Origin of the sequence: Aliisedimentitalea sp. MJ-SS2, assembly GCF_032586155.1 — a bacterium.
GTDB lineage: Bacteria > Pseudomonadota > Alphaproteobacteria > Rhodobacterales > Rhodobacteraceae > JAWHTC01.
In genome coordinates, this window is the sequence record NZ_JAWHTC010000002.1 from 563019 (window position 1) to 584639 (window position 21621).

Below are 21621 nucleotides of genomic sequence, written 5' to 3' on the forward strand. Positions count from 1 at the left end.
GCGTTTCGATCTCGGGGCGCGTCACAAATCCCCGAAGGCGGGAGGGTGAGATGTCACCCGAGCGGCTTTTCCGGCCAATATGACTGCTCGCTTGACTCTGAACGCCCACAGGCCTAAATCCCCCACAAATCTCCGGAAGTGAAAAACCTTCCGGTCCCATGGGCAAAGGCCCGGGATCGCCCCCCATCAGCGAGTTTCGCCCATGGGGGCATTTGTGCATTCGCCGCCCTGTTCCCATATGAACCGGGCAGATTAACGAAACGGTCAAGGAGGCCGCTGATGTTTGAAAACCTGTCCGAACGCCTCTCCGGCGTATTCGACCGACTGACAAAACAAGGCGCCCTGTCCGAGGATGACGTCAAGACCGCCCTGCGCGAGGTGCGCGTCGCGCTTCTCGAGGCTGACGTCTCGCTCCCGGTGGCCCGTGAATTTGTCAAAAAGGTGCAGGATCAGGCCACCGGCCAATCCGTCACCAAATCCGTCACCCCCGGCCAGCAGGTCGTCAAGATCGTGCACGACGCCCTGGTTGAAACCCTGACCGGCGAGGAAGACCCCGGTAAGCTCAAGATCGACAACCCACCTGCACCGATCCTGATGGTCGGCCTGCAGGGCGGCGGTAAGACCACCACCACCGGCAAGCTGGCCAAGCGGCTCAAGGATCGCGAAGGCAAAAAGGTACTGATGGCCTCGCTTGACATCTATCGTCCGGCAGCGATGGACCAGCTCGCCGTTCTGGGCCAGCAGATCGGCGTCGACACCCTGCCGATCGTGCCCGGCCAGAACCCCGTCGATATCGCCAAACGCGCCAAGCAACAGGCGACCCTTGGCGGCTATGACGTCTACATGCTCGACACTGCGGGCCGCCTGCATATCGACGAAACCCTGATGCAAGAGGTCGAGGACGTCTCCGACGTCGTCACCCCGCGCGAAACCCTGCTGGTGGTCGATGGCCTGACTGGTCAGGTCGCGGTCGAGGTGGCCGAGGAGTTCGACGCCAAGATCGGCATCTCCGGCGTGGTCCTGACCCGGATGGACGGCGATGGCCGCGGCGGTGCGGCGCTGTCGATGCGCGCGGTCACCGGCAAGCCGATCCGCTTTGTCGGCCTCGGCGAGAAGATGGACGCGCTCGAAACCTTCGAGCCCGATCGGATTGCCGGCCGCATCCTCGGCATGGGTGACATCGTCTCCCTCGTGGAAAAAGCCCAGGAAACCATCGAGGCCGAACAGGCCGAGAAGATGATGAAGCGTTTCCAGAAGGGCCGTTTCAACATGAATGACCTCAAGATGCAGCTCGAACAGATGATAAAGATGGGCGGCATGGAGGGGATGATGGGGATGATGCCCGGCATGGGCAAAATGTCCAAACAGATGGAAGGTGCCGGCATCGACGACCGGATGCTGAAGCAACAGATCGCCCTGATCCAGTCGATGACCAAGATCGAGCGCGCCAATCCGCAGCTCTTGCAGGCCAGCCGCAAGAAACGCATCGCCGCCGGTGCAGGGCTCGAAGTCTCTGACCTCAACAAACTTCTCAAGATGCAGCGCCAGATGGGCGACATGATGAAGAAGATGGGCAAGATGGGCAAAGGCGGCATGCTGAAACAGGCTATGAAAGGCATGTTCGGCAAGGGCGGCATGCCCGACATGGGTGACATGGCCCAGGGCATGGACCCCAAGGCGCTGGAACAGGCAGCCAAGCAGATGGGCAAAGGCGGCGGCCTGCCCGGCCTTGGCGGCGGCATGGGCCTCCCCCCGGGCCTCTCAGGTTTCGGGAAAAAGAAATAACCCGATGTCTTCCTCTTGCCAGAAATATCCCCGCCGGAGGCTCCTGTCCTCCCAACCGGCCCCTCGGCCGGCGATGGCGTATTATCTGGCCCCCCTGAGGAAACCTGTCGCGCGCATGCGCGACCGCTGGATCGGCTCACAATTGGGGGGGCTGGCATGACCACCTTTCCCGTACTGACAACCGACCGCCTGATCCTCCGCGCCCCTGGGGCCGCCGACACGTATGCCATGCTGGGCTTCCTCGCCTCGGATCACGCCAAATTCTACGGCGGCCCGATGAACGCCGATGCCGCATGGCACAAATTCTCGGCCTATGTCGGGCAATGGACCCTGCGTGGCTACGGCTTCTTCGCCATCACCCTTCGCGACTCAGGCAACACCATCGGCATGGCCGGCCCGCACCACCCGGATCACTTCCCCGAGCCGGAAATGTCCTGGCTGCTGACCAGCGACGAACACGAGAGCAAGGGTTACGCCTCCGAAGCCTGCCGCGCCGTGCTCAGCCACCTTTTCACCGATCTCGGCTGGACCACATGCGTTAGCTATGTCGACCGCGCCAATACTGCCTCGCGCATCCTGGCCGAAAGACTTGGCGCTACTCTCGATACCGACAGCCCGGCCCTGATCAGCGGCTGCGATACCTACCGCCACACAGCGGAGGCCGTCGCATGACCCTTTCACTGAACATCCCCACACTGGAAACCGAACGCCTAATCCTGCGCGCGCCCCGCGAGAGCGATTTCGCGGCAGAAGCCGAGTTCTTTGCCTCGGATGCGTCGCGTTTCGTGGGCGGCCCGATCCAGCCGCATGAGGCATGGCGCGCGCTGGCGATGATCGTCGGACATTGGGCGTTTCGCGGCTATGGTTTCTGGGCGCTGGAGGAAAAATCCACCGGCACCTATGCCGGTCGCACGGGCCTGTGGTTCCCGCATGGTTGGTCCGAACGCGAAATTGGCTGGACCCTGATGCCCGCCGCGTGGGGCAAAGGCTACGCTACCGAGGCCGCGATTGCCGCCCGGGCACATGCCTATGACGTCCTGGGCTGGGATACTGCGATTTCACAGATTGCCCCGGAAAACGAGCCCTCCAAGGCCGTCGCGCGCCGTTTGGGGGCCAGTTTCGAATCCGTCTATGATGATCCCAAGTGGGGGCCGGTGGAAATCTGGCGCCACCTCGCCCCCGGCGACCTCGAAAACGGTGGAATGGAGGCCTACGCATGACCCTCCCTGCAATTCCCCGGATTGAAACCGACCGGCTGGTGCTGTGCGCGCCGGTGCTCAATGACCTGCCCGCCGTTACCGCTTTCTTTGCCTCCGAGCAAAGCCACTGGGTTGGTGGCCCCAAGGACGCGCTCGGCGCCTCACAGACCCTCAACGCCACCATTGGCCACTGGGTCACACGCGGGTTCGGCATGTGGTATGTCACCGACAAGCTCACCAATGCCTGGCTCGGCTGTGTCGGTTTCATGTTTGCCCCCGGCTGGGACGAGCCAGAACTGGGCTGGTCCGTGTCTCAAAACGCCCAGGGCCAGGGCATTGCCTTTGAGGCCACTCAGGCCGCCCGCGCCTACGGTGCCAAGCATCTGAACCTTGACGGTGTGATCTCTTACATCAACCCCGCCAACACCCGATCCCTGCGCCTCGCCAAACGGCTCGAGGCCACATACGAACGCGCGACCGAATTGCTTGGCACCCCCTGCCAGGTCCACCGCCACCCCACGCTGCAAGAGGCCGCCTGATGCTCGACTTCGCCATCCCTGTTCTGGAAACCCAGCGCCTGATCCTGCGCGGCCCCGAGGCCGAGGACTACCCCGATTTCAAGGCCACGTTCGCATCGTACCGGTCGCGTTTCATGGGCGGGCCGCTCAATGAATACGAAGCCTGGATGCTCTATGCCGCCGAGATCGGCCATTGGAACATCCGCGGCTATGGCATGTGGATGATCCATGACCGTGAAACCGACGAAACCCTCGGCATGGCCGGCGGCTGGTTCCCCGCCAAATGGCCGGAGCGTGAAATCGCCTGGATCATCTGGCCCGACAAGGCCGGTCACGGCTACGCGCTCGAGGCAACCCACGCCGCGCGCAACTATTTCTACAACCAATGCGGCTGGGAAGGGGCGGTTTCCTACATCGACCCGAAGAACCTCGATTCCATCCGCCTGGCCGAACGGCTGGGCGCGCAAAAGGACAAGGAAGCCGCCACCATCGACGGCTCGGACGCGGTCTATCGCCATCCTTCTCCGGATTCTCTCACCGGCAGCCAACTCGAGCACGGGATCGAGATGGAAATCGCCCACTATGCCGACCCACTGTTCAAACCGAAAGGATGGGCCATTGACTGACGCTGTGACACGCGCCGCCGAGGTTCTTAAAGAACATCGCAAAAGCATAGACCGGCTTGATGCGATCCTGGTCTACACGCTTGGCGAGCGCTTCAAACACACTCAGGCCGTGGGGAAACTCAAGGCAACACACGACCTTCCGCCGTCCGATCCCTCGCGCGAAGCAGAGCAGATCGCCCGGCTAGAAGATTTGGCGAAAGAGGCCGAACTGGACCCCGAATTCGCCAAGAAGTTCCTGAACTTCATCATCGCTGAAGTCATTCAGCACCACCGCAAACACCAAAGTTAATCGAAACGTAGGGTGCGTGCTTGCACGCACCACACCCCAAGCCACGAACAGGAGAAACCCCATGGCTATGAAAATCCGGCTCGCCCGCGGCGGCTCGAAAAAACGTCCCTTCTACCGCATCGTTGCGGCCGACTCGCGCATGCCGCGCGATGGCCGCTTCATCGAGAAGCTGGGCACCTACAATCCGCTGCTGCCGAAAGACAGCGAAGAGCGCGTGAAAATGAACATGGAGCGCGTGCAATACTGGCTTGATCAGGGTGCGCAAACCACCGACCGCGTCTCGCGTATGCTCGAGGCCGCCGGCGTGATCGCCAAGAAAGAGCGCTCGAACCCCAAGAAGGGTGAGCCCGGCGACAAGGCCAAGGAACGCGCCGAAGAGAAAGCCGCCAAGGCCGCCGCTCCGGCAGAAGAAGAAGCTCCGGCCGAAGCACCTGCAGAAGAAGCCGCCGCCGAAGAAACCGCCGAGTAATCGGTTGGCTCTCCTCTCCCTGACAGGAGAGGCCCGCAATTCGCCCGGGGCGGTCGCCATGACCGGCCCGGGTCCCTCATTCAGATCGGGGAAGTCCCATGAGTGATCGCATCTGCGTCGGCGCCATCGCAGGCGCCTATGGTGTCCACGGCGACGTGCGACTGAAAAGCTTCACCGCCGATCCTCTGGCCATCGCCGATTATGTGCCGCTGACCTCCGAGGACGGCGCGCACTCCTTCTCCTTTGAGATTTCCCGCCCTGTAAAGGGTGGCTTCGCCGCGCGCTTTGCCGGCGTCCAGACAAAGGAACAGGCCGACGCCCTGCGCGGCACCAGGCTCTATGCCAACCGCGATCAGCTGCCCTCGCTACCCGATGACGAATTCTACCATGCCGATCTGATCGGTCTCGAAGTGGTCGATACCGGCGGCGAGGTTTTGGGCCGAGTCAAGTCGGTGCAGAACCATGGCGCTGGCGACTTGCTGGAAATCCACGGCCCCGGTCTCAAGACCACGGTGCTTTTGCCCTTCACCCGTGAGGCCGTTCCAACTGTCGACCTCACCGCGGGCCGCATCGTTGCCGATCCGCCGGAAGGGGTGTTCTAGGACTGGTGACAATAGTGGTGTGCCGTGCGGTCACCGACCTGTGGGGTGGCGCGCCGAACCCTCGGCATGGCACCGTTTCTCAAACTCATCAAAAGAGCTTCACTGTTCTGCGCGACCTCTCCCAATCTGCGCTAAAATACCTCAACATGGCCCAACCCAGCCCTCGCACCCTGATCCACCCACCGTGCGGTGCCGTAACCTCTTCCTGAACGAGGCCTTGCGCCACCGAACGCCCGACAGATACCCGACAGATAGCAGACGGATACCAGCACCCGGGTTTTTCGCGGAAAATTCGCGTTAACCCGTCGGGGCGCACTGTTTTCGGATTGTGAACTATTCCGCTGCCAGCCGGGCCTCGCCCTGGCACCCGATCTCGGCGATCTCGGCCGTGACCTGACGCATCAAGCGCCTGAAAGAATTGAAGTTTCCGTTGGGCCGCACCAGCGCTTCGTTCATGTAAAGCGACCGGTCCACCTCGACCTGCACCGCGTGACGCCCCTTGGACGGGCGGCCATAGGTCTGCACCACATAAGCCCCGGCAAAGGGCGCATTACGCACCACGGTCAATCCCGCAGCAGCAAAAGAAGCCTCAATTTTTTCAACCACTTCGCTGCTGGCAGCGGCACCGAACCGATCTCCGATGACCACCTCGGGGCGCTTCTTGACCCCCTTGGCGACGATGTCCATCGCCTCATGCGGCATTGAATGGCAATCCACCAGGATTGCCTCGCCAAACAGCGCGTGCGCCTCGTTAACCTGTCGCTCCAGCATGGCGTGGTAAGGTCGCCAGTATTGCGCGATCCGCCTCTTCGCCTCGCTCAGGGGTAGCTTGCCGCTGTAAATCTCGCGCCCGCCCGCCACGACACGCGGGATCACGCCCAGCCCGCTCGAAATTCGCGGGTTGTGGCCCTGCCGTGCGACCCCTTCGATCAGTGCCGGGTCCAATTCGTCCGGCCCGCGGTTCAGGTCGACAAAGGCACGCGGCGCCCCGGCCCGCAGAAATGGCGCGCCATGATCCGGCGCGCTGTCAAACAACTGATCGACATAGGCATCTTCCGAGCTGCGAATCGTCTGGCGATCCAGCTGGGTGCGGCGCAGGAACGACCACGGGTAATCCCGCCCCGAATGCGGCGAGGCAAACACCACCGAGGTGGTGCGTTTTTCGGGGTGGATCAGATCATATGCTACCTTGGGCATGCCGCCTCCTGTGGTATTATGGATAAACGGTTTTTTCTTGTGCCAAAAGCCCTTGATCCCCGGTGCGACTCCTTTTATAGACCCCGGGACCGGCGCGGACTTCCCGCGCCCCTGTTTATTGGGGGCAAAGGTACCAGTTGGTTAAAATGGGCGATTAGCTCAGCGGTAGAGCACTTCGTTGACATCGAAGGGGTCACTAGTTCGATCCTAGTATCGCCCACCATATTCACTGTTTCGCATTTCGCGGAACACCCGCAACCCCAGGCGCTGGCCCGCGCCGCGACTATGAGGAGAGACCGATGAAGGTCAAGAACTCGCTTCGTTCGCTAAAGAACCGGCACCGCGATTGCCGTATCGTGCGCCGCAAAGGCCGCGTCTACGTGATCAACAAGACCCAGCGCCGGTTCAAAGCCCGCCAGGGCTAAGCGACCACGCTACCTGAATTGGAAAAGCCGCCCATATTCGGGCGGCTTTTTCTATTGCGCTCACGGGCGCCCCAGCATCAGGACAACCATCGTTTTCTGATCGACATAACCGGTGACGTTCAACCCGTTTTCCCGCTGGAACCGGCGAATTGCGCGGCGGGTTTCGCGCGTGAACTTGCCATCGGTTGCTCCGGGTTTCATACCGCGCCCCGCCAGGATTTGCTCGACGATGACGCGGGCCGCCTGTCCCGGCACAACCCTGTCTTCTACGGCTTGCAGTCGTTTTCGCGCCTCGGCATTCTCCACCTCGTCCTTCAACTCGGCAAGCCGCTTGCGGCCTTCCTCGGCAAAGACCCCCTTGGGGAACCGGTTGAGAAAACGCTGATAACTCTCGATCGTGTTCTCGGCGACCGCCCTATCCCACGCGCCCCGTTCTTTGGCCTCTGCTGCTGCGCGTTGCTTTTCAAGGATACGGTCAAGCTGCGCCTGCGCCTTATCTGCAAAAAGCCCGTCCGGATAGCGTTTCAAATACAGCCGCAGGCTGGCCTCGTCGCGCCCCAAACCCTGCCATAGCTGGCGATCAGCACGTTCCTCCACCTCGCGCCGCAATCGCGCTTCGCGTTCCAATTCGGCGGCGCGGATATCGGCTTGGCGCTGTAATTCGGCAATCTGGGCGCCGTTCAGGAACCCGATCGCGTCGTAACCCGACGCTTTCTGCCAGGCGGCAATCGCGGCCCGTGAACCGCGTCCAAACAGCCCGTCAATCCCCCGCGGATCATGCCCCAGAAGGTCTAAATGACGCTGGATTTGGCGGCGCTCATTCCGGCTTAGCCCAAGCGCCGTTTCGGCCTCGCGGGCAAGTTCGATCGGATCAGGAGGTTTCTGCGCTGCAATCTGCGCCCGTGCCTCGGCGGCGAAAACGCCTTGTGGATAGCGGTTAAGATAGGCTTGCAGCGCCTCTGAGGTGCCGAGGTCTCGCACCGCGTTCCAATAGGCCATCTCACCCACACCGGTACCACCAGCGGTTCCGGCCTGGGGCCAGCTTGCTGCGGGTCCAAACCCGATCGCCCGCGAGACGAACCCCCGTGCCCGCGTCTCTTCAGGCAGGTTATCAACTGCCTGCGCAAGGCTGCTCCCCTGCGCCAAAAGGCTGTCCCGCGCCCAGGCTTGCAGAGAACTCATCGGTCCCGTCACTGCCGTCACCCCTTGCGGAAGATTGCCGGGACCTGTCACCTTGCGCAATCCAAAGCCAGAGGTTTCTTCCTCGGCGGGCAACCCGATCATAATGATTGCCTGACCGGCCGCCCCTTCCGAAGCAATCTCTGCCAGGGCACCCAGTGACAACCCGTTTGCACCTGCTGTCAGCATGTCGGGTTTGCGACTGCGCGTCTGCAACAACCAGACATCGCGTGAACTCTGGGCGAACCGCCCGGTCAGGGCAATGATCACGCGATCGGCGTCCGAACTGGCCTGCATAAGCGAGCGCAGCCGCATGGCTGAAGCACCCATCTGCGCGGTGTCGGCCTCGCCCATTGCCAGAACCGTCCAACCCCGCGTCCGCAGGTCATGCGCCAGCTGCGAAGCTGCGGCATTGGTCCCGACCTGGCCACCAAAACGGTAGGATTGGTTGGAAATGATCAGGGCGATGTCATCGGCAGGGGCTACCGTCGCCCCACCCATCATCATCAGCCCCGAAAGCCCGCCAAGTATCCATTTCTGCATGATCTTTCCCCCGGATTTACTGTCCGGGGAAAACCCCGGCCTCAATCGTAACTACGAGTATCTTCGATTACTTTGCCGTCATTTGGAAGACTTCCACGGGCCACGACTTCAATCTGACCTTTCAGCTTCAGAACCTCGGCCACCGTTTTGGCATAAGCCACCGAATCACCGCCTTCCGCTTCGATCTGAACCGTCATCGTGTCCATCTCGCCATCGCGACCGGCAATGACACGCGCCTTGGCAATTTCGTCATGCTTGGCAACCAGCGCCGCCACCTGTTCGGGGCGCACGAACATGCCCTTGATCTTGGTGGTCTGATCGGCCCGCCCCATCCAGCCTTTGATCCGCATATTCGTGCGGCCACAAGGGCTTACACCTTCCATCATCGCACTCAGATCACCGGTGGCAAAGCGGATCAACGGATAGTCGGGATTAAGTGTTGTGACCACGACCTCGCCCACTTCGCCCGGCGCCACGGGGGTGCCGGTGCCTGGTGTAACGATCTCGACGATCACACCCTCGTCGACGATCATGCCTTCCATCGCAGGCGACTCGTAGGCAATCGAGCCGAGGTCCGCGGTGCCGTAACCTTGCAGACACTGGATGCCCCGGTCGGCATATTCCTGCCGAAGCGACGGGAACAATGCGCCTCCCCCGACAGCGGCCCTGGCAAACTTCAATTTCAGGCCCATCGCATCGGCCTTGTCGAGGATGATCTTCAGGTAATCCGGCGTGCCAGTATAGGCAGTAACGCCGATGTCATGCGCTGCCTGCACTTGCAGCTCGGTCTGGCCGGTACCTGCGGGCAGTACCGCACAACCGATTGCACGCGCCCCGCTTTCAAACATCATCCCAGCCGGGGTCAGGTGGTAGGAGAAACAGTTCTGCACGATATCTTCGGCCCGGATCCCGGCAGCGTACATCGCGCGCCCGGATCGCCACCAATCGCGGCTGATCCCACCGGGTTCATAGATCGGCCCCGGGCTCTGGAAGTAGTGCGCCACGTTCGAAACCGGAAGAGAGCCAAAGGGCGGTGTCGCCTTCTGCTGTGCGCCCAGTTCAGACTTTCGCAACACCGGCAGGCTAGACATCTCGGACAGATCGCCAATTGCGCCAAGACCGTTCTTTTCCAACTGCGTGTTGAGCGCCGCCAATTGATCCGCCGCGCGCTGATCCGCCGAACGGGTTTCCAATTCGTCGTAAAACTGGCTCATTGGCCCGACCTCCGTTTTTCTGCATGCGACAGTATGCAAACTTGCCTTTCCGCCGCGTCAACTTTAGTGTCCGCGCCGGTATTCCCGCGCGAAAGGTGTAACCCGTGACCCCAGATTTTGACGCCCGCATTACATTTCATGACGATCTCCAAACCATGGAGGCCGACTTTTCCAACTTTGATTTCCCCAGCCCTGCGCTGGTCAACGCCTTCTATGACCGTATCGAATCGCGCATTCGCGAGACCGGCGAGGACAAATGGTTCTTCCTCGTCAACTATTCCCATTGCCGGATCGACAGCAGCGCCTGGGTTGCCTTTTCCCGCCGCGGCAAAGCGCTCAACATGGCGCATTCCATGGGCTCGGTCCGTTTTGACGTCTCCGACGCCACCCGCAAGCAGATCGAGCGTGACGCCAAGACCGAGCGGTTTGACCCGAACCTCTTTGCCGATCGTGACAGCGCGCTGGCCCGCATAAAGACCTTCGACTCCGTCCGCCGGAAAAAGATCGTCCATACCCCCAGCCACACGCCCGAAGAAATCGCCCGCCGGATCACGTTCGATCCCGACGTCCCCCTGATGGAGGCCGATTTTTCCAACTTCACCTTCATGCATTCCCGCGATGTCGACGACGTCTACGACCACATCGAGGGCCGCATTAAGGCAAGCGACCGCAAGTGGTTCTTCCTCGTCAACATGGAGAACTGCGAGATCCACCCCGGTGCCTGGGTCCGTTACGCCCATCGCGGCAAACGGCTCAACATCGCCGCCTCGCTCGGCTCGGTCCGCTTCGCCCCCGGTTCCGAAACCGAGGTGGAAATCCGTGACCGCGCCGAAAGCCAGGGCTTCCGCCCCAACATTCGCAACACTCGGGAAGAAGCGCTGGAACGCATCGCCGAGATGAAGGCTGAACTGATCGCCAGCATGAGCTAGGCCAGCCTCCTCCGGGCGGACCGCGAAAAACGGCCCGTTGGGGTTAATCTCAATGGCTTGGATCATCAGCTCAGCCAGCGCTTCCGGCGACGGTAGGAACGTACGTCACGGAACGATTTGCGGCCCTCGTCGGACATGCCGAGGTAGAACTCCTTGACGTCCGGGTTCTCGCGCAGGTCGGCGGCAGGGCCGTCCATCACCACCCGGCCGCTTTCCAGGATATAGCCATAGTTGGCAAAGCGCAGCGCCACGTTGGTGTTCTGTTCGGCCAACAGGAAGGTCACCCCTTCCTTTTCGTTCAGGTCTTTGACGATGCCGAAAATCTCTTCCACCAGCTGCGGTGCAAGGCCCATTGACGGTTCGTCCAGCAAAATGGTTTCCGGTTTGGACATCAACGCCCGACCAACGGCAACCATCTGCTGTTCGCCACCCGACGTATATCCCGCCTGACTGCGACGGCGTTCCTTGAGGCGTGGGAAATAAGTATAGACCATCTCCAAATCGGCGCTTACTGCGCCACCACCATCGCGACGGGTATAGGCGCCAGTCATCAGGTTTTCTTCAACGGTCAAGTGTTCAAAGCAATGGCGGCCTTCCATCACCTGGATCACACCACGTTTGACCAATTCGGCCGGATCGCGTTCGGCAATATCTTCGCCACGATAGGTGATCGTGCCCTTTGTCACCTCCCCGCGTTCAGAATGCAGCAGGTTGGAAATGGCCTTGAGCGTGGTGGTCTTGCCCGCGCCGTTGCCACCCAGCAGGGCCGTGATGCCACCCTTGGGCACTTTCAGGCTGACGCCCTTCAGCACAAGGATCACGTGGTTGTAGATCACCTCGATGTTGTTGACCTCGAGAAGGGTCTCTTGGGCGGTTTCACCGGCGTCCAGCATCTGGGGACCTCATTCAAATCTCGTTTTGTGGTCCCCCGGCCAGGTGTCCCGGCCGGGGAATTCGGTTACGCTTACTTACAGTTCGGCGCGATGTTGTTTTCGGCAGCGTAGGCTTCCGAGTCCTCTTTGATCAGAGCGTCAATGACTTCCGCATCGGTGGGTTGGAAGTCAGAAACCAGCGACCAAGTCTTCGCTGTCGCATCCCACTGGGCGACACCAACAAGACCTGAACCACCGTGATTTTCACAGCTCACTTGGAACGAAGGGCCAAAGCCCGGCATGCCAATTGAAGCCATGCGTTCTTCGGTGATGTTCAGGCTTTCCATGGCATTACGCACATCACCAGCAGTGATGTCGGCCTTACCGGTTGCAGCTTGCGCATCCTTGATGGCTTCCGCAGCAAGCATGGCCGCATAGATACCACGGTTGTAGAGCACTGTGCCGACCTGATCGCCCGCACCAGCGGTTTTTCCAGCATCAACAACATACTTCTGGATGTCGTCGAAAACCGGGTAGTCACTACCCACCGCATGGAACGTGATGGCTTTATAACCGTTGGCTGCGTCGCCTGCTGGCAGCACGTCATGCTGTGCACCCGACCACCAGACACCGATGAAGTTTTCCATGTTAAAACGGATATTGGCGGCTTCCTGGATGGCAACCTGGTTCATCACGCCCCAGCCCCACATCGTGACATAGTCCGGACGTTCGCGGCGGACTTGCAGCCATTGCGATTTCTGCTCTTGGCCAGGGTGGTCAACAGGCAGCAGGCTCAGTTCGAAACCATGCTTCTCGGCCAAAGCTTCGAGTGTCCGGATCGGCTCTTTGCCGAAAGCGGAGTTGTGATAGACCAGAGCCAGTTTTTTGCCTTTGATATCACCGTTGTTGATTTCCAACAGGTAGTTCACCACACCCGAGGCACCGTTCCAGTAGTTGCCCGGATAGTTAAACACGTGGCTGAACACATTGCCGTTGGCGGCAGACGTCCGACCATAACCCATGGTGTGAATCGGGATATCGTCCACAGTCGCCTTGGGGATGATCTGATAGGTAATACCGGTCGAAAGCGGTTGATAAATCAGCGCGCCTTCACCCTTGGTCGCCTCGTAGCATTCAACACCTTTCTCGGTGTTATAGCCGGTTTCACATTCGATCATCTTGATCGGAGCGCCACCGATACCACCGTCACGCTCGTTAAGCAGGGTGAAATAGTCGGCATAGCCGTCGGCAAAGGGAATGCCGCCAGCAGCATACGGGCCGGTACGATAGCTCAGCGACGGAATAACGAGATCCGCCAACACCGGGCCTGCCGCCATAATGGCACCCAGGGCCATTGTTGCAAGTTTCATCTTCATCGGGTTTCTCCTCCCATGGTTATTTCCGATGTGTTCCGGGGGTATCCCCGAATTTAGTAATGGTCGCCCCCACCTCAGTGCGGGAACGGCCACAGTCTCAGTTTCTCTTTCGCGACGCGCCACAGCTGCGCAAGACCATGCGGCTCGGCAATTAGGAAGATTACAATCAGGGCGCCCACGATAACAAACTCGAGGTGCGCCGCAATATCCGTCGGCCAGCCTAAGGTGCCCACCAGCACGTTCTTCAGCAGAACCGGCAGCAAAACCAGAAAGGCCGCGCCCGCAAACGAGCCAAAGACCGAGCCCAGCCCGCCGATGATCACCATGAACAGCAGCAGGAAGGATTTCTGGATACCGAACGCCTCGCCGACTTCCGCCGCGCCGAGGTAGACGGCAAAGAACAGCGCGCCAGCGATGCCGATATAGAACGAGCTGACTGCAAAGGCCGTCAGTTTGGCCTTGAGCGGATCCACCCCGATGATCTCGGCGGCGATGTCCATGTCGCGGATCGCCATCCATTTCCGACCGACACTACCACGGGTCAGGTTGCGGGCCACGATGGCCAGCACCGTCACGAACACCAGGCAGAACAGATAGGTTGCCCAGGCGCTTGTTGCGGGGCCGGTCACGGCCACGCCAAACACACCGCGCTCGGGCGCGTTGATCTGCCCCGACGCCGAGTAATTGTAGGCCCATTCCCATTTGTTGAACAGCCAGACCAGGAAGAACTGCGCCGCCAGCGTGGCCACGGCAAGGTAGAACCCCTTGATCCGCAGACTGGGCAGTCCGAACAGCACGCCAACAAAGGCGGTGGTCAGACCGGCCAGGATGACCGAGAAGAAGATGTTGATCGGCGGCAGGGCATATTGCACTCCTCCGATCCAGATATCGATCCCCGTCATGAACTTGTAGCAGGCATAAGCGCCCACGGCCATGAACCCGCCCGAACCAAGGCTGACCTGACCGGCATAGCCCACCAGGATATTCAGCCCGATCGCCGCGATGGCATAGATCAGGAACGGCAGGAAGATCGCGTTGACCCAATAGTCATTGAGCATGAATGGCACGATGGCAAACGCAAAGATCAGAACCGCATAGTAACGGTAGCGGTCGAATTTGATCGGGAATGTCTGCCCGTCGTCCTGATAGGAGGTTTTGAAATCTCCGGCCTCACGATAAAACATCAGGCGCTCTCCCCATTTGCATTCATTTCAAGATGCGATTTGTCGGCCCGGCTCGGGCGTTTCGCATATCCGGTGTTCTCGTTGTGGCGCACCAGTTGCAGATAGGCCCACATGCCCACTGCACCGCCCATGGCCGCCAGCACGGCCGCGGTGACCATCTGGGCGGAATTCCCCACCTCCGAGGTCAGCGCGATATAGCCAAAGGCCCAGAACCCTGCCCACGCGATCACGTTGAGGATGGCAATCACCTTTGTCATGCCTACACCCTCTCGATGATCTTCTCGCCGAACAGACCCTGCGGCCTAAAGACGAGGAAGATCAGCGCCAGCACATAGGCGAACCAGTTTTCGGTTGCGCCGCCCACATAGGGACCAACCGAAAATTCGAACAGTTTCTCACCAACACCGATGATCAACCCGCCAACGATGGCGCCCGGGATCGAGGTGAACCCGCCGAGCATCAGCACCGGCAGTGCCTTCAGCGCGATCAGCGACAGCGAGAACTGCACGCCTGACTTGGTGCCCCACATGATGCCCGCGACAAGTGCGACGAAGCCAGCGAGCGACCACACCATCACCCAGATGAAGTTCAGGTTGATGCCAACCGACAGCGCCGCCTGGTGATCGTCGGCCACGGCACGCATAGCGCGGCCCTGTTTTGTGTACTGCGAGAATAGCACCAGCGCGATCACCATCACCGCGGCAATCACCGTGGCAATCAGGTCCAGCTGATCGAGGAAGAAGCCATAGAAGTTCTCGTTCCCCATGCCCATCCACTGGGTATTTTCCTCGATCCAGAAGCTGCCGCCCTGAGGCAGGCCCACATCAAGCGTCTTGATGTCTGATCCCCACATCAGGTCAGCCACCCCTTCAAGGAAATAGGCCAGACCGATGGTCGCCATGAACAGAATGATCGGCTCCTGACCGACAAGGTGTTTAAAGACGAACCGCTGCACCAACCAGGCAAATCCGATCATCACCACGACGGTGAAGACGATCGCCAAAATCGCTGGGATATGCCAGCCAAAGTGGTGAATCTTGGTGCCGAAAACGGCGTTGATCAGGTGGGCAAAGGGCACCTGCCCGACCATGATCCCATGCAGGGTCATCGCCGCGAACAGCGCCATAACACCCTGAGCATAATTGAAGATGCCCGACGCCTTGTAGATCAACACGAACCCCAGCGCCACGAGCGCATAGAGAACGCCCGCCATGAGACCGTTGAGGAAAACCTCGGTGCCGAAAAGAAGTGAATCAGGCATGTCCCGCGCCCCCGGTTTTCATTTTTGTTTCGAAGCGAAGATCAATCATGTGCCACCCCCAAATAGGCGTCGATGACGTCCTGGTTGTTGCGCACTTCGTCCGGCGTGCCGTCGCCGATCTTCTTGCCGTAATCCATCACCACCACGCGGTCGGAAAGGTCCATGACCACGCCCATGTCGTGTTCGATCAGGGCGATGGTAGTGCCGAATTCGTCATTCACATCGAGGATAAAGCGGCTCATGTCCTCTTTCTCTTCGACGTTCATGCCCGCCATCGGCTCATCCAGCAGCAACAGGCTGGGCTGCGCCGCAAGGGCACGTGCCAGTTCGACCCGCTTTTTCAAACCATAAGGAAGACGTGCCACCGGAGTTTTCCGGATCGCCTGGATTTCCAGGAAGTCGATGACCCGTTCCACCACTTCGCGGTTGGCAACCTCTTCGGCTTCGGCCTTGCCCTTCCAGATCGCTTGGGCAAACAGCCCGGTTTTCATGTGGTTCAGTCGCCCGGTCATGACGTTGTCCAGCACACTCATACCCTCGAAAAGCGCGATGTTCTGGAACGTTCGAGCGATACCCTGGCGGGCTACCTCGTAAGGCTTCATCTGCGGACGTGGCGCGCCCTTGTACCAGACTTCACCCTCCTGCGGGATGTAGAACCCAGAGATCACGTTCAGCATCGAGGATTTACCGGCACCGTTCGGACCGATGATGGCGCGAATTTCCCCTTCACGGATGTCAAAGGAAATGTCGGTGATCGCCTTCACCCCACCAAACCGCAGGGTGATGTTCTTCATCTCCATCAGAACCGGGCCGATCTTGCGACCGTCCTCAGTGGTGTAGCCTTCTGGGTTGCTCATATCGTTCATTCTGCTGCTACCTTCTGGCTCACGGTCTGGACCTCGGCATCGCGGATATCGAGCGTCGCGCTGATCGAACCCTTGCGACCATCCTCGTAGGTCACTTCGGTCGTGGTCGCAATCTTGTCCTCGCCGCCATACATCGCGTCGATGATGTCCTTGAACTTGTCCGCCACGATCACGCGGCGCACCTTGCGGGTCCGGGTCATCTCGCCATCATCGGCATCCAGTTCCTTGTGGAGCACAACAAAGCGGTGGATCTGACACCCCGACAGCATCGGATCATCGGCTACGGATTTATTCACCGTCTCCACGTGTTCCTGGATCGTGTCCAGAACCCGCGGATGCCCGGCCAATTCCTGATAGGAGGCGTAACCGATGTTGTTGCGCTCAGCCCAGTTGCCCACCGCCGTCAGGTCGATGTTGATAAAGGCGGTGCAACGATCCTTGCCTGCGCCGAACAGCACGGCCTCCAGGATATCGGGATAGAACTTCAGCTTGTTCTCGACGTACTTGGGCGCGAACATGCTGCCATCGGCCATTTTGCCAACGTCCTTGGCCCGGTCGATGATCCGCAGATGGCCCGTGTCTTTCTCGAAGAAACCCGCATCACCTGTGGCGACCCAACCCTCGGGATCCTTGGTCGACGCGGTGCTTTCCGGGTTCTTGTAGTATTCGACAAAGGTGCCGGGCGAACGATAGAAAATTTCGCCGCTGTCCTCGATCTTGATTTCAACCTCGGGGGCGGGCACGCCGACCGTGTCATTGCGCACTTCGCCATCGGGCTGGATGGTGATGAACACCGTCGCTTCGGTCTGACCGTAAAGCTGTTTCAGGTTGATCCCCAGCGAGCGATAGAACTCGAAAATCTCCGGCCCGATCGCCTCACCGGCGGTGTAGCCGACGCGCACACGGCTGAAGCCCAGCGTGTTTTTCAGCGGGCCATAGATCAGAACCTCACCCATGCGATACTTGAAATAGCTGCGCACAGGTTCAGGATAGAGGTTCAGCAGGATCGGGTCCTTGGCCTTGAAGTGATCGCGCGTGCGCACCGGATGGCGCAGCCTGGCAAAGAACAGCCGGACCCAGTTTTCCACCAACGTCTCGACGGCGAAACCAACGCCCATCGAAAACTTCCAAATCTGCTTCAGACGCCGTTTCAGGTCGGGCTTGGCCAAGGACCGCTTGGGCATGCCGTATTTTTCACCTGCCGTCTTGGCGAAATCCATGAAGTGGTGGAACAGCGCATATTTCAGCGTACCGCTGTCCTCCATCCGGATCATCACGTTGGTCAGCTGGGTTTCGAACACCCGCGGCGGTGCGAAGTAATAGGTCGGGCCAATCTCGCGCAGATCGGTCATCATCGTGTCGGCCGACTCGGGGCAGTTGGTGCAGAACCCGGTCCAATAGGCTTGCCCGATGGCAAAGATGAAATCGCCAACCCAAGCCATCGGCAGATAGGCGAGGATTTCGTCACCTGCTTCAAGGTTATCAAACTCGCTGGCGTTCTTGGCGCTCTGGATGATGTTTTGGTTCGATAGAACCACGCCCTTGGGCTTGCCGGTGGTGCCCGACGTGTAGAGCATCACGCATTGATCATCATAAGCCAGCTTCTCGCGACGGTCCTTCAGCTCCTGAATGAACTCGTCATAAGCAGCGCGACCCTGGTTCTGGATATGGCTGAATTCGTGCAGCGCGCGGTGGTCGTATTTCCGCAGGCCCCGCGGATCGATATAGATCATGTGCTCGAACTGGTGCAGGCGCTCCTGCACCTCGATCACCTTGTCGACCTGCTCCTGGTCCTCGACAACCGCAAAACGCGCGCCGCAATGCTCCAGCACATAGGCCATCTCTTCGGCGGCACTGTCATTGTAAAGCGGTACCGGAATGGCGCCCACGCTCTGCGCAGCAACCATCGACCAATAGAAATGCGGCCGGTTGCGCCCGATGATTGCGATGAAATCGCCTTCGTTGACGCCGAGATTGATCAGGCCCAGCGCAAGCGCCTCGATCTCTTTCTCGGCCTCGGCCCAGGTCCAGCTTTGCCAGATGCCGAATTCCTTTTCGCGGTACGCGGCCTTGTTGCCGAACTCGCGCGCGTTACGCTGCAAAAGCGCCGGAATGGACTGAAGTCCACCGGCCGTGCCAGACGGTTCCACCAAGTCTTGTCCTCCCTTTGTCCGCATCTCGTTGCGGACGCCCCGTTTGCCACAGGGTGATTCTCCCGAGCTCCTAGGGTGCGGGTTTCAAGCTCGCCGTCAACTTTTGCTTCATGTTTTCCAGAATCTAACGAATTGTAACAGGTGAACACTTTGGATGCGGGGGACACGATTTCGCGCATCCCCCCTTTCCCATAACGCCATCATGGTGCTACCCCAAAGCCCAAGGAGGCCGCATGCACAAGCACCGCAGCGACACCACTGCCATGACCATGGCCGGGCTGAATCTCATTCAGCAGGCTCTGTCGATTTACGATCACGACCTGCGTCTCGTAGTGGCAAACCAGCGGTTCGAGGACATGTTCGCCCTTCCTCCCGAACTGGTCACTCCCGGTGCGTCGTTTGGTGAAACCATCCGCTTTCTCGCTACCCGGGGCGAATACGGCGCTGTCGATGATGTCGAACAATTCGTTCAGGACCGCATAGACTTGGCCTTGGCCTTCGAACCGCATTATCTGGAACGCGAAATGGCCAATGGTCGTTGGATATCGGTCGAAGGATCGCCGATTCCCGAAGGCGGCTGGGTCGCGGTCTATACCGACATCACCGCCACCAAACGGGCCGAACAGTTGCTGCGTACACGCTCCGAGGAACTGTCCGAGAAACTGCTGACCCATGCCGAGGACCTGTCGGCTGCCAACCGCAAGCTCGCCTCGACCGTCACCGCGCTGGAAGAGGCCAAGCGCCAGTTGACCGAGGCCGAGGCCCGCGCCCGCCTGACCGCCGAGATGATGCCGGCTCACATCGCCCATGTCGGCCTCGACCGGCACTATACCTATTCAAACCGTCGGCTCAGCTCGGTGATGCCCGGCTCGCAGCCAGACCCGGTAGGGCAGCACGCGGCGCAAGTGCTGGGCGAGCAACCCTGGTCGGTGATCGGCCCGGAACTCGACAAGGCCTACAAGGGCCGCGCCAGCGTGTTCGAATTCAACCACGAGCCCTCGTCGCGCCGCATCCGCGTGGCCCTGACACCCGATGACAGCACCGGTGGTGTCTATATCCTGTCGATGGACATCACCGAGGAAACCCAGACCCGCGCCGCCCTGCAACAGACCCGCCGGCGCGAGATCGCAGCCCAGATGATTTCCGGCCTGGCACATGATTTCTCGAACCTGTTGACCATTATCCTCGGCATGCAGTCACGCCTGCAACGCATGGAGTTGCGCGGGGATGCGGACGAGTTGATCACAGCCACGCTTTCGGCGGCCAAACGCGGCGGCGCGCTGCTCAATCGCATCGCGGACATGACCGGCGCCCGCGAGGTCACCCCGCGGGCCACCAATATCCGCGCCTTCCTGCGCGATTTCGAAACTCTGGCCAGCTCGGCGCTGCCACCAAACGTCACGCTTGCCATCGATAACCGGATCGACACCGGCGCGTTGATGCTCGATTCGGGCATGTTGCAGGACAGCCTTTTGAACCTCGTTCTCAACGCCCGTGATGCCTGCGAAGGCTCCGGCGCCATTTCCCTAACCGCCCACTCGGTCCAGAACACATGGGTCGAATTCAGTGTCTGCGACACCGGCCCCGGATTCAGCCCTGAGGCATTGGAACACGGGTTCGAACCTTTTTTCACCACCAAGGGCGGCGAAGGTTCGGGGCTCGGCCTTGCGATGGTCTATGACATGACCAAGCTCGCCGGAGGCCGCGCCAGCCTCACCAATTGCGACAGCGGCGGGCAGGTGTCGTTACGCCTGCCCCTGCGTCCGGCTCCGCTACCCGTGGAACCCGGCCTTGTGCTCCTGGTTGAGGACAGCCCGGACCTGCGCGCCTCAATCCGCGACATGCTGATTGGGGCAGGCCATACTGTGATCGAGGCCGCATCCGTCGACGAGGCCCTGGCCCTAGCCCAGCAGATTCCCGACATCTCGCTTGTACTCTCGGACATCTCGCTCGAGGGCGAGGCCTCGGGCGTCGACTTGATCGACCGCTTGCCCGACCCGCATCCGCCCTGTTTCTTAATGACTTCGCTGCCTAACAGCCACGATCTATTCTGCGCCGGGCAGGCCCGCGCCCCGATCCTCACCAAACCTTTCACAGGTGACGAGCTCACCGCATTTCTGTCGACCCAACCCTCGCCTTCATCTGGCTAGAAAACATCAGGGGATGTGGGGGCTGCTCCTCTTCCGACCCCGCCACCAAGGACCACGCTCATGACGACCGCCCCCCTGGTCACCATCCTCGACGACGAACCCGCCATCCGCGAGATGCTCACCCAGGCCTTGGAAGAGGCCGGATTCCGCACCATGGGGTTCGGCCGCGCAACCGAATTCGAAGCCGCGCTCAAGACCACCACGCCTGACGTCTGCCTTGTCGATCTGTCCCTGCCGGACAGGGACGGTCTGACGCTTGTTCACCGCTTGGCACTCGAGCAGGGCGCCACCGTCATCATCATCTCTGGCCGTGCTCAAGTACAAGATCGGGTGACCGGCTTAGAACTGGGTGCCGACGACTACATCATCAAACCCTTCGACCCGGCCGAGGTCGTGGCCCGCATACGTGCCCGCCTGCGCAAACCCGCGCCGACCCAGCAATCTGGAGAAACTGCCCATTTCAACGGCTGGACCGCGCATTTTGACCGCTACCTGTTGATAGATGAAACCGGCGGCGAAACCCCGTTTTCCCACGCCGAGGGCGAGGTGCTGCGACTGTTTCTCGAACGCCCTAAGCGGCTGATTTCACGCGCCAATATGCAGGAAAATCTGGGTGGAGCCGCCAGTGAAAGTTTCGACCGCGCCATGGATGTGCGCATTTCGCGGTTACGCACCAAGCTCCGCGAAGACCCAAAAAACCCACGCCTGATCAAGACAATTTACGGGGCGGGGTATATTTTTCTGGGTGATGTAAGCTGGAGCTGACCACCAAAGCTGGGAGGCA

General features: G+C 60.3%; 22 protein-coding genes and 1 tRNA gene. 13 read left to right on the top strand and 10 right to left on the bottom strand.

Annotation, left to right across the window (positions count from 1 at the left end; genetic code table 11):
* Positions 1-279: 279 nt before the first annotated feature.
* The 8 genes from ffh to rimM all read left to right on the top strand — a co-directional run bounded on the left by ffh (position 280) and on the right by rimM (position 5488).
* Positions 280-1785 carry a signal recognition particle protein gene (ffh, locus tag RXV86_RS09285; RefSeq protein WP_316299221.1) on the top strand — a complete coding sequence of 502 codons (1506 nt, stop codon included), beginning with the start codon at positions 280-282 and terminating at the stop codon, positions 1783-1785.
* 156 nt (positions 1786-1941) lie between these two features.
* Positions 1942-2457 carry a GNAT family N-acetyltransferase gene (locus RXV86_RS09290; protein WP_316299222.1) on the top strand — a complete coding sequence of 172 codons (516 nt, stop codon included), beginning with the start codon at positions 1942-1944 and terminating at the stop codon, positions 2455-2457.
* Entirely contained in the window at positions 2454-3005 is a 552-nt protein-coding gene (locus tag RXV86_RS09295; protein WP_316299223.1) for a GNAT family N-acetyltransferase, read from the top strand. The genes RXV86_RS09290 and RXV86_RS09295 overlap by 4 nt, the downstream gene beginning before the upstream one ends.
* Positions 3002-3523: a GNAT family N-acetyltransferase gene (locus RXV86_RS09300; RefSeq protein ID WP_316299224.1), complete on the top strand. Its 522-nt coding sequence runs from the start codon at positions 3002-3004 to the stop codon at positions 3521-3523. The genes RXV86_RS09295 and RXV86_RS09300 overlap by 4 nt, the downstream gene beginning before the upstream one ends.
* Positions 3523-4128: a GNAT family N-acetyltransferase gene (locus RXV86_RS09305; protein WP_316299225.1), complete on the top strand. Its 606-nt coding sequence runs from the start codon at positions 3523-3525 to the stop codon at positions 4126-4128. The genes RXV86_RS09300 and RXV86_RS09305 overlap by 1 nt, the downstream gene beginning before the upstream one ends.
* Positions 4121-4417, top strand: coding sequence for a chorismate mutase (locus RXV86_RS09310; protein ID WP_316299226.1), 297 nt, complete (start codon positions 4121-4123; stop codon positions 4415-4417). The genes RXV86_RS09305 and RXV86_RS09310 overlap by 8 nt, the downstream gene beginning before the upstream one ends.
* A 61-nt stretch (positions 4418-4478) precedes the next feature.
* On the top strand, positions 4479-4886 hold the full coding sequence (gene rpsP, locus RXV86_RS09315) for a 30S ribosomal protein S16 (protein ID WP_316299227.1): 408 nt from the start codon (positions 4479-4481) through the stop codon (positions 4884-4886).
* A gap of 98 nt (positions 4887-4984) precedes the next feature.
* Positions 4985-5488, top strand: a complete 504-nt coding sequence (rimM, locus tag RXV86_RS09320) for a ribosome maturation factor RimM (protein WP_316299228.1) — start codon at positions 4985-4987, stop codon at positions 5486-5488.
* Positions 5489-5821: 333 nt separating this feature from the next.
* Here the strand turns inward: rimM and RXV86_RS09325 are convergent, their stop codons facing one another.
* On the bottom strand, positions 5822-6685 hold the full coding sequence (locus RXV86_RS09325) for an N-formylglutamate amidohydrolase (RefSeq protein ID WP_316299229.1): 864 nt from the start codon (positions 6683-6685) through the stop codon (positions 5822-5824).
* 148 nt (positions 6686-6833) lie between these two features.
* Here RXV86_RS09325 and RXV86_RS09330 point away from each other — a divergent pair.
* Together RXV86_RS09330 and ykgO are read left to right on the top strand one after the other, a co-directional pair.
* Positions 6834-6908: transfer RNA gene (locus RXV86_RS09330), tRNA-Val, on the top strand.
* 76 nt (positions 6909-6984) lie between these two features.
* Positions 6985-7110: a type B 50S ribosomal protein L36 gene (gene ykgO, locus RXV86_RS09335; RefSeq protein ID WP_054004448.1), complete on the top strand. Its 126-nt coding sequence runs from the start codon at positions 6985-6987 to the stop codon at positions 7108-7110.
* A gap of 60 nt (positions 7111-7170) precedes the next feature.
* Here the strand turns inward: ykgO and RXV86_RS09340 are convergent, their stop codons facing one another.
* Both RXV86_RS09340 and RXV86_RS09345 read right to left on the bottom strand, forming a co-directional pair.
* Positions 7171-8832, bottom strand: a complete 1662-nt coding sequence (locus RXV86_RS09340; protein WP_316299230.1) for a peptidoglycan-binding protein — start codon at positions 8830-8832, stop codon at positions 7171-7173.
* A 41-nt stretch (positions 8833-8873) separates the two neighbouring features.
* The gene (locus RXV86_RS09345) at positions 8874-10046 is read right to left on the bottom strand and encodes an AMP-binding protein (RefSeq protein ID WP_316299231.1); all 1173 of its coding nucleotides are present in this window, start codon (positions 10044-10046) and stop codon (positions 8874-8876) included.
* Positions 10047-10150: 104 nt separating this feature from the next.
* Between RXV86_RS09345 and RXV86_RS09350 the strand changes: the two genes are divergently transcribed.
* The gene (locus tag RXV86_RS09350; protein WP_316299232.1) at positions 10151-10975 is read left to right on the top strand and encodes a hypothetical protein; all 825 of its coding nucleotides are present in this window, start codon (positions 10151-10153) and stop codon (positions 10973-10975) included.
* A 65-nt stretch (positions 10976-11040) separates the two neighbouring features.
* On the opposite strand, the gene RXV86_RS09355 is transcribed toward RXV86_RS09350, so the two are convergent.
* The 7 genes from RXV86_RS09355 to RXV86_RS09385 form a co-directional block, all read right to left on the bottom strand.
* A complete protein-coding gene (locus RXV86_RS09355; RefSeq protein WP_316299233.1) occupies positions 11041-11868 on the bottom strand; it encodes an ABC transporter ATP-binding protein in 828 nt (275 codons plus the stop codon).
* A gap of 71 nt (positions 11869-11939) precedes the next feature.
* Positions 11940-13223, bottom strand: coding sequence for an ABC transporter substrate-binding protein (locus RXV86_RS09360; protein ID WP_316299234.1), 1284 nt, complete (start codon positions 13221-13223; stop codon positions 11940-11942).
* 74 nt (positions 13224-13297) lie between these two features.
* On the bottom strand, positions 13298-14407 hold the full coding sequence (locus RXV86_RS09365; protein ID WP_316299235.1) for a branched-chain amino acid ABC transporter permease: 1110 nt from the start codon (positions 14405-14407) through the stop codon (positions 13298-13300).
* The gene (locus RXV86_RS09370) at positions 14407-14664 is read right to left on the bottom strand and encodes a hypothetical protein (protein WP_316299236.1); all 258 of its coding nucleotides are present in this window, start codon (positions 14662-14664) and stop codon (positions 14407-14409) included. The genes RXV86_RS09365 and RXV86_RS09370 overlap by 1 nt, the downstream gene beginning before the upstream one ends.
* A 2-nt stretch (positions 14665-14666) precedes the next feature.
* Positions 14667-15668: a branched-chain amino acid ABC transporter permease gene (locus tag RXV86_RS09375; protein WP_316299237.1), complete on the bottom strand. Its 1002-nt coding sequence runs from the start codon at positions 15666-15668 to the stop codon at positions 14667-14669.
* Between the two features lie 41 nt (positions 15669-15709).
* Positions 15710-16534, bottom strand: a complete 825-nt coding sequence (locus tag RXV86_RS09380; RefSeq protein WP_316299238.1) for an ABC transporter ATP-binding protein — start codon at positions 16532-16534, stop codon at positions 15710-15712.
* On the bottom strand, positions 16531-18684 hold the full coding sequence (locus tag RXV86_RS09385) for an AMP-binding protein (RefSeq protein WP_316300221.1): 2154 nt from the start codon (positions 18682-18684) through the stop codon (positions 16531-16533). Before RXV86_RS09385 ends, RXV86_RS09380 begins: the two co-directional genes overlap by 4 nt.
* Before the next feature lie 236 nt (positions 18685-18920).
* Between RXV86_RS09385 and RXV86_RS09390 the strand changes: the two genes are divergently transcribed.
* Both RXV86_RS09390 and RXV86_RS09395 read left to right on the top strand, forming a co-directional pair.
* Positions 18921-20837, top strand: coding sequence for a PAS-domain containing protein (locus RXV86_RS09390; RefSeq protein ID WP_316299239.1), 1917 nt, complete (start codon positions 18921-18923; stop codon positions 20835-20837).
* A gap of 60 nt (positions 20838-20897) precedes the next feature.
* Positions 20898-21602 carry a response regulator transcription factor gene (locus RXV86_RS09395; protein ID WP_316299240.1) on the top strand — a complete coding sequence of 235 codons (705 nt, stop codon included), beginning with the start codon at positions 20898-20900 and terminating at the stop codon, positions 21600-21602.
* Positions 21603-21621: the final 19 nt, after the last annotated feature.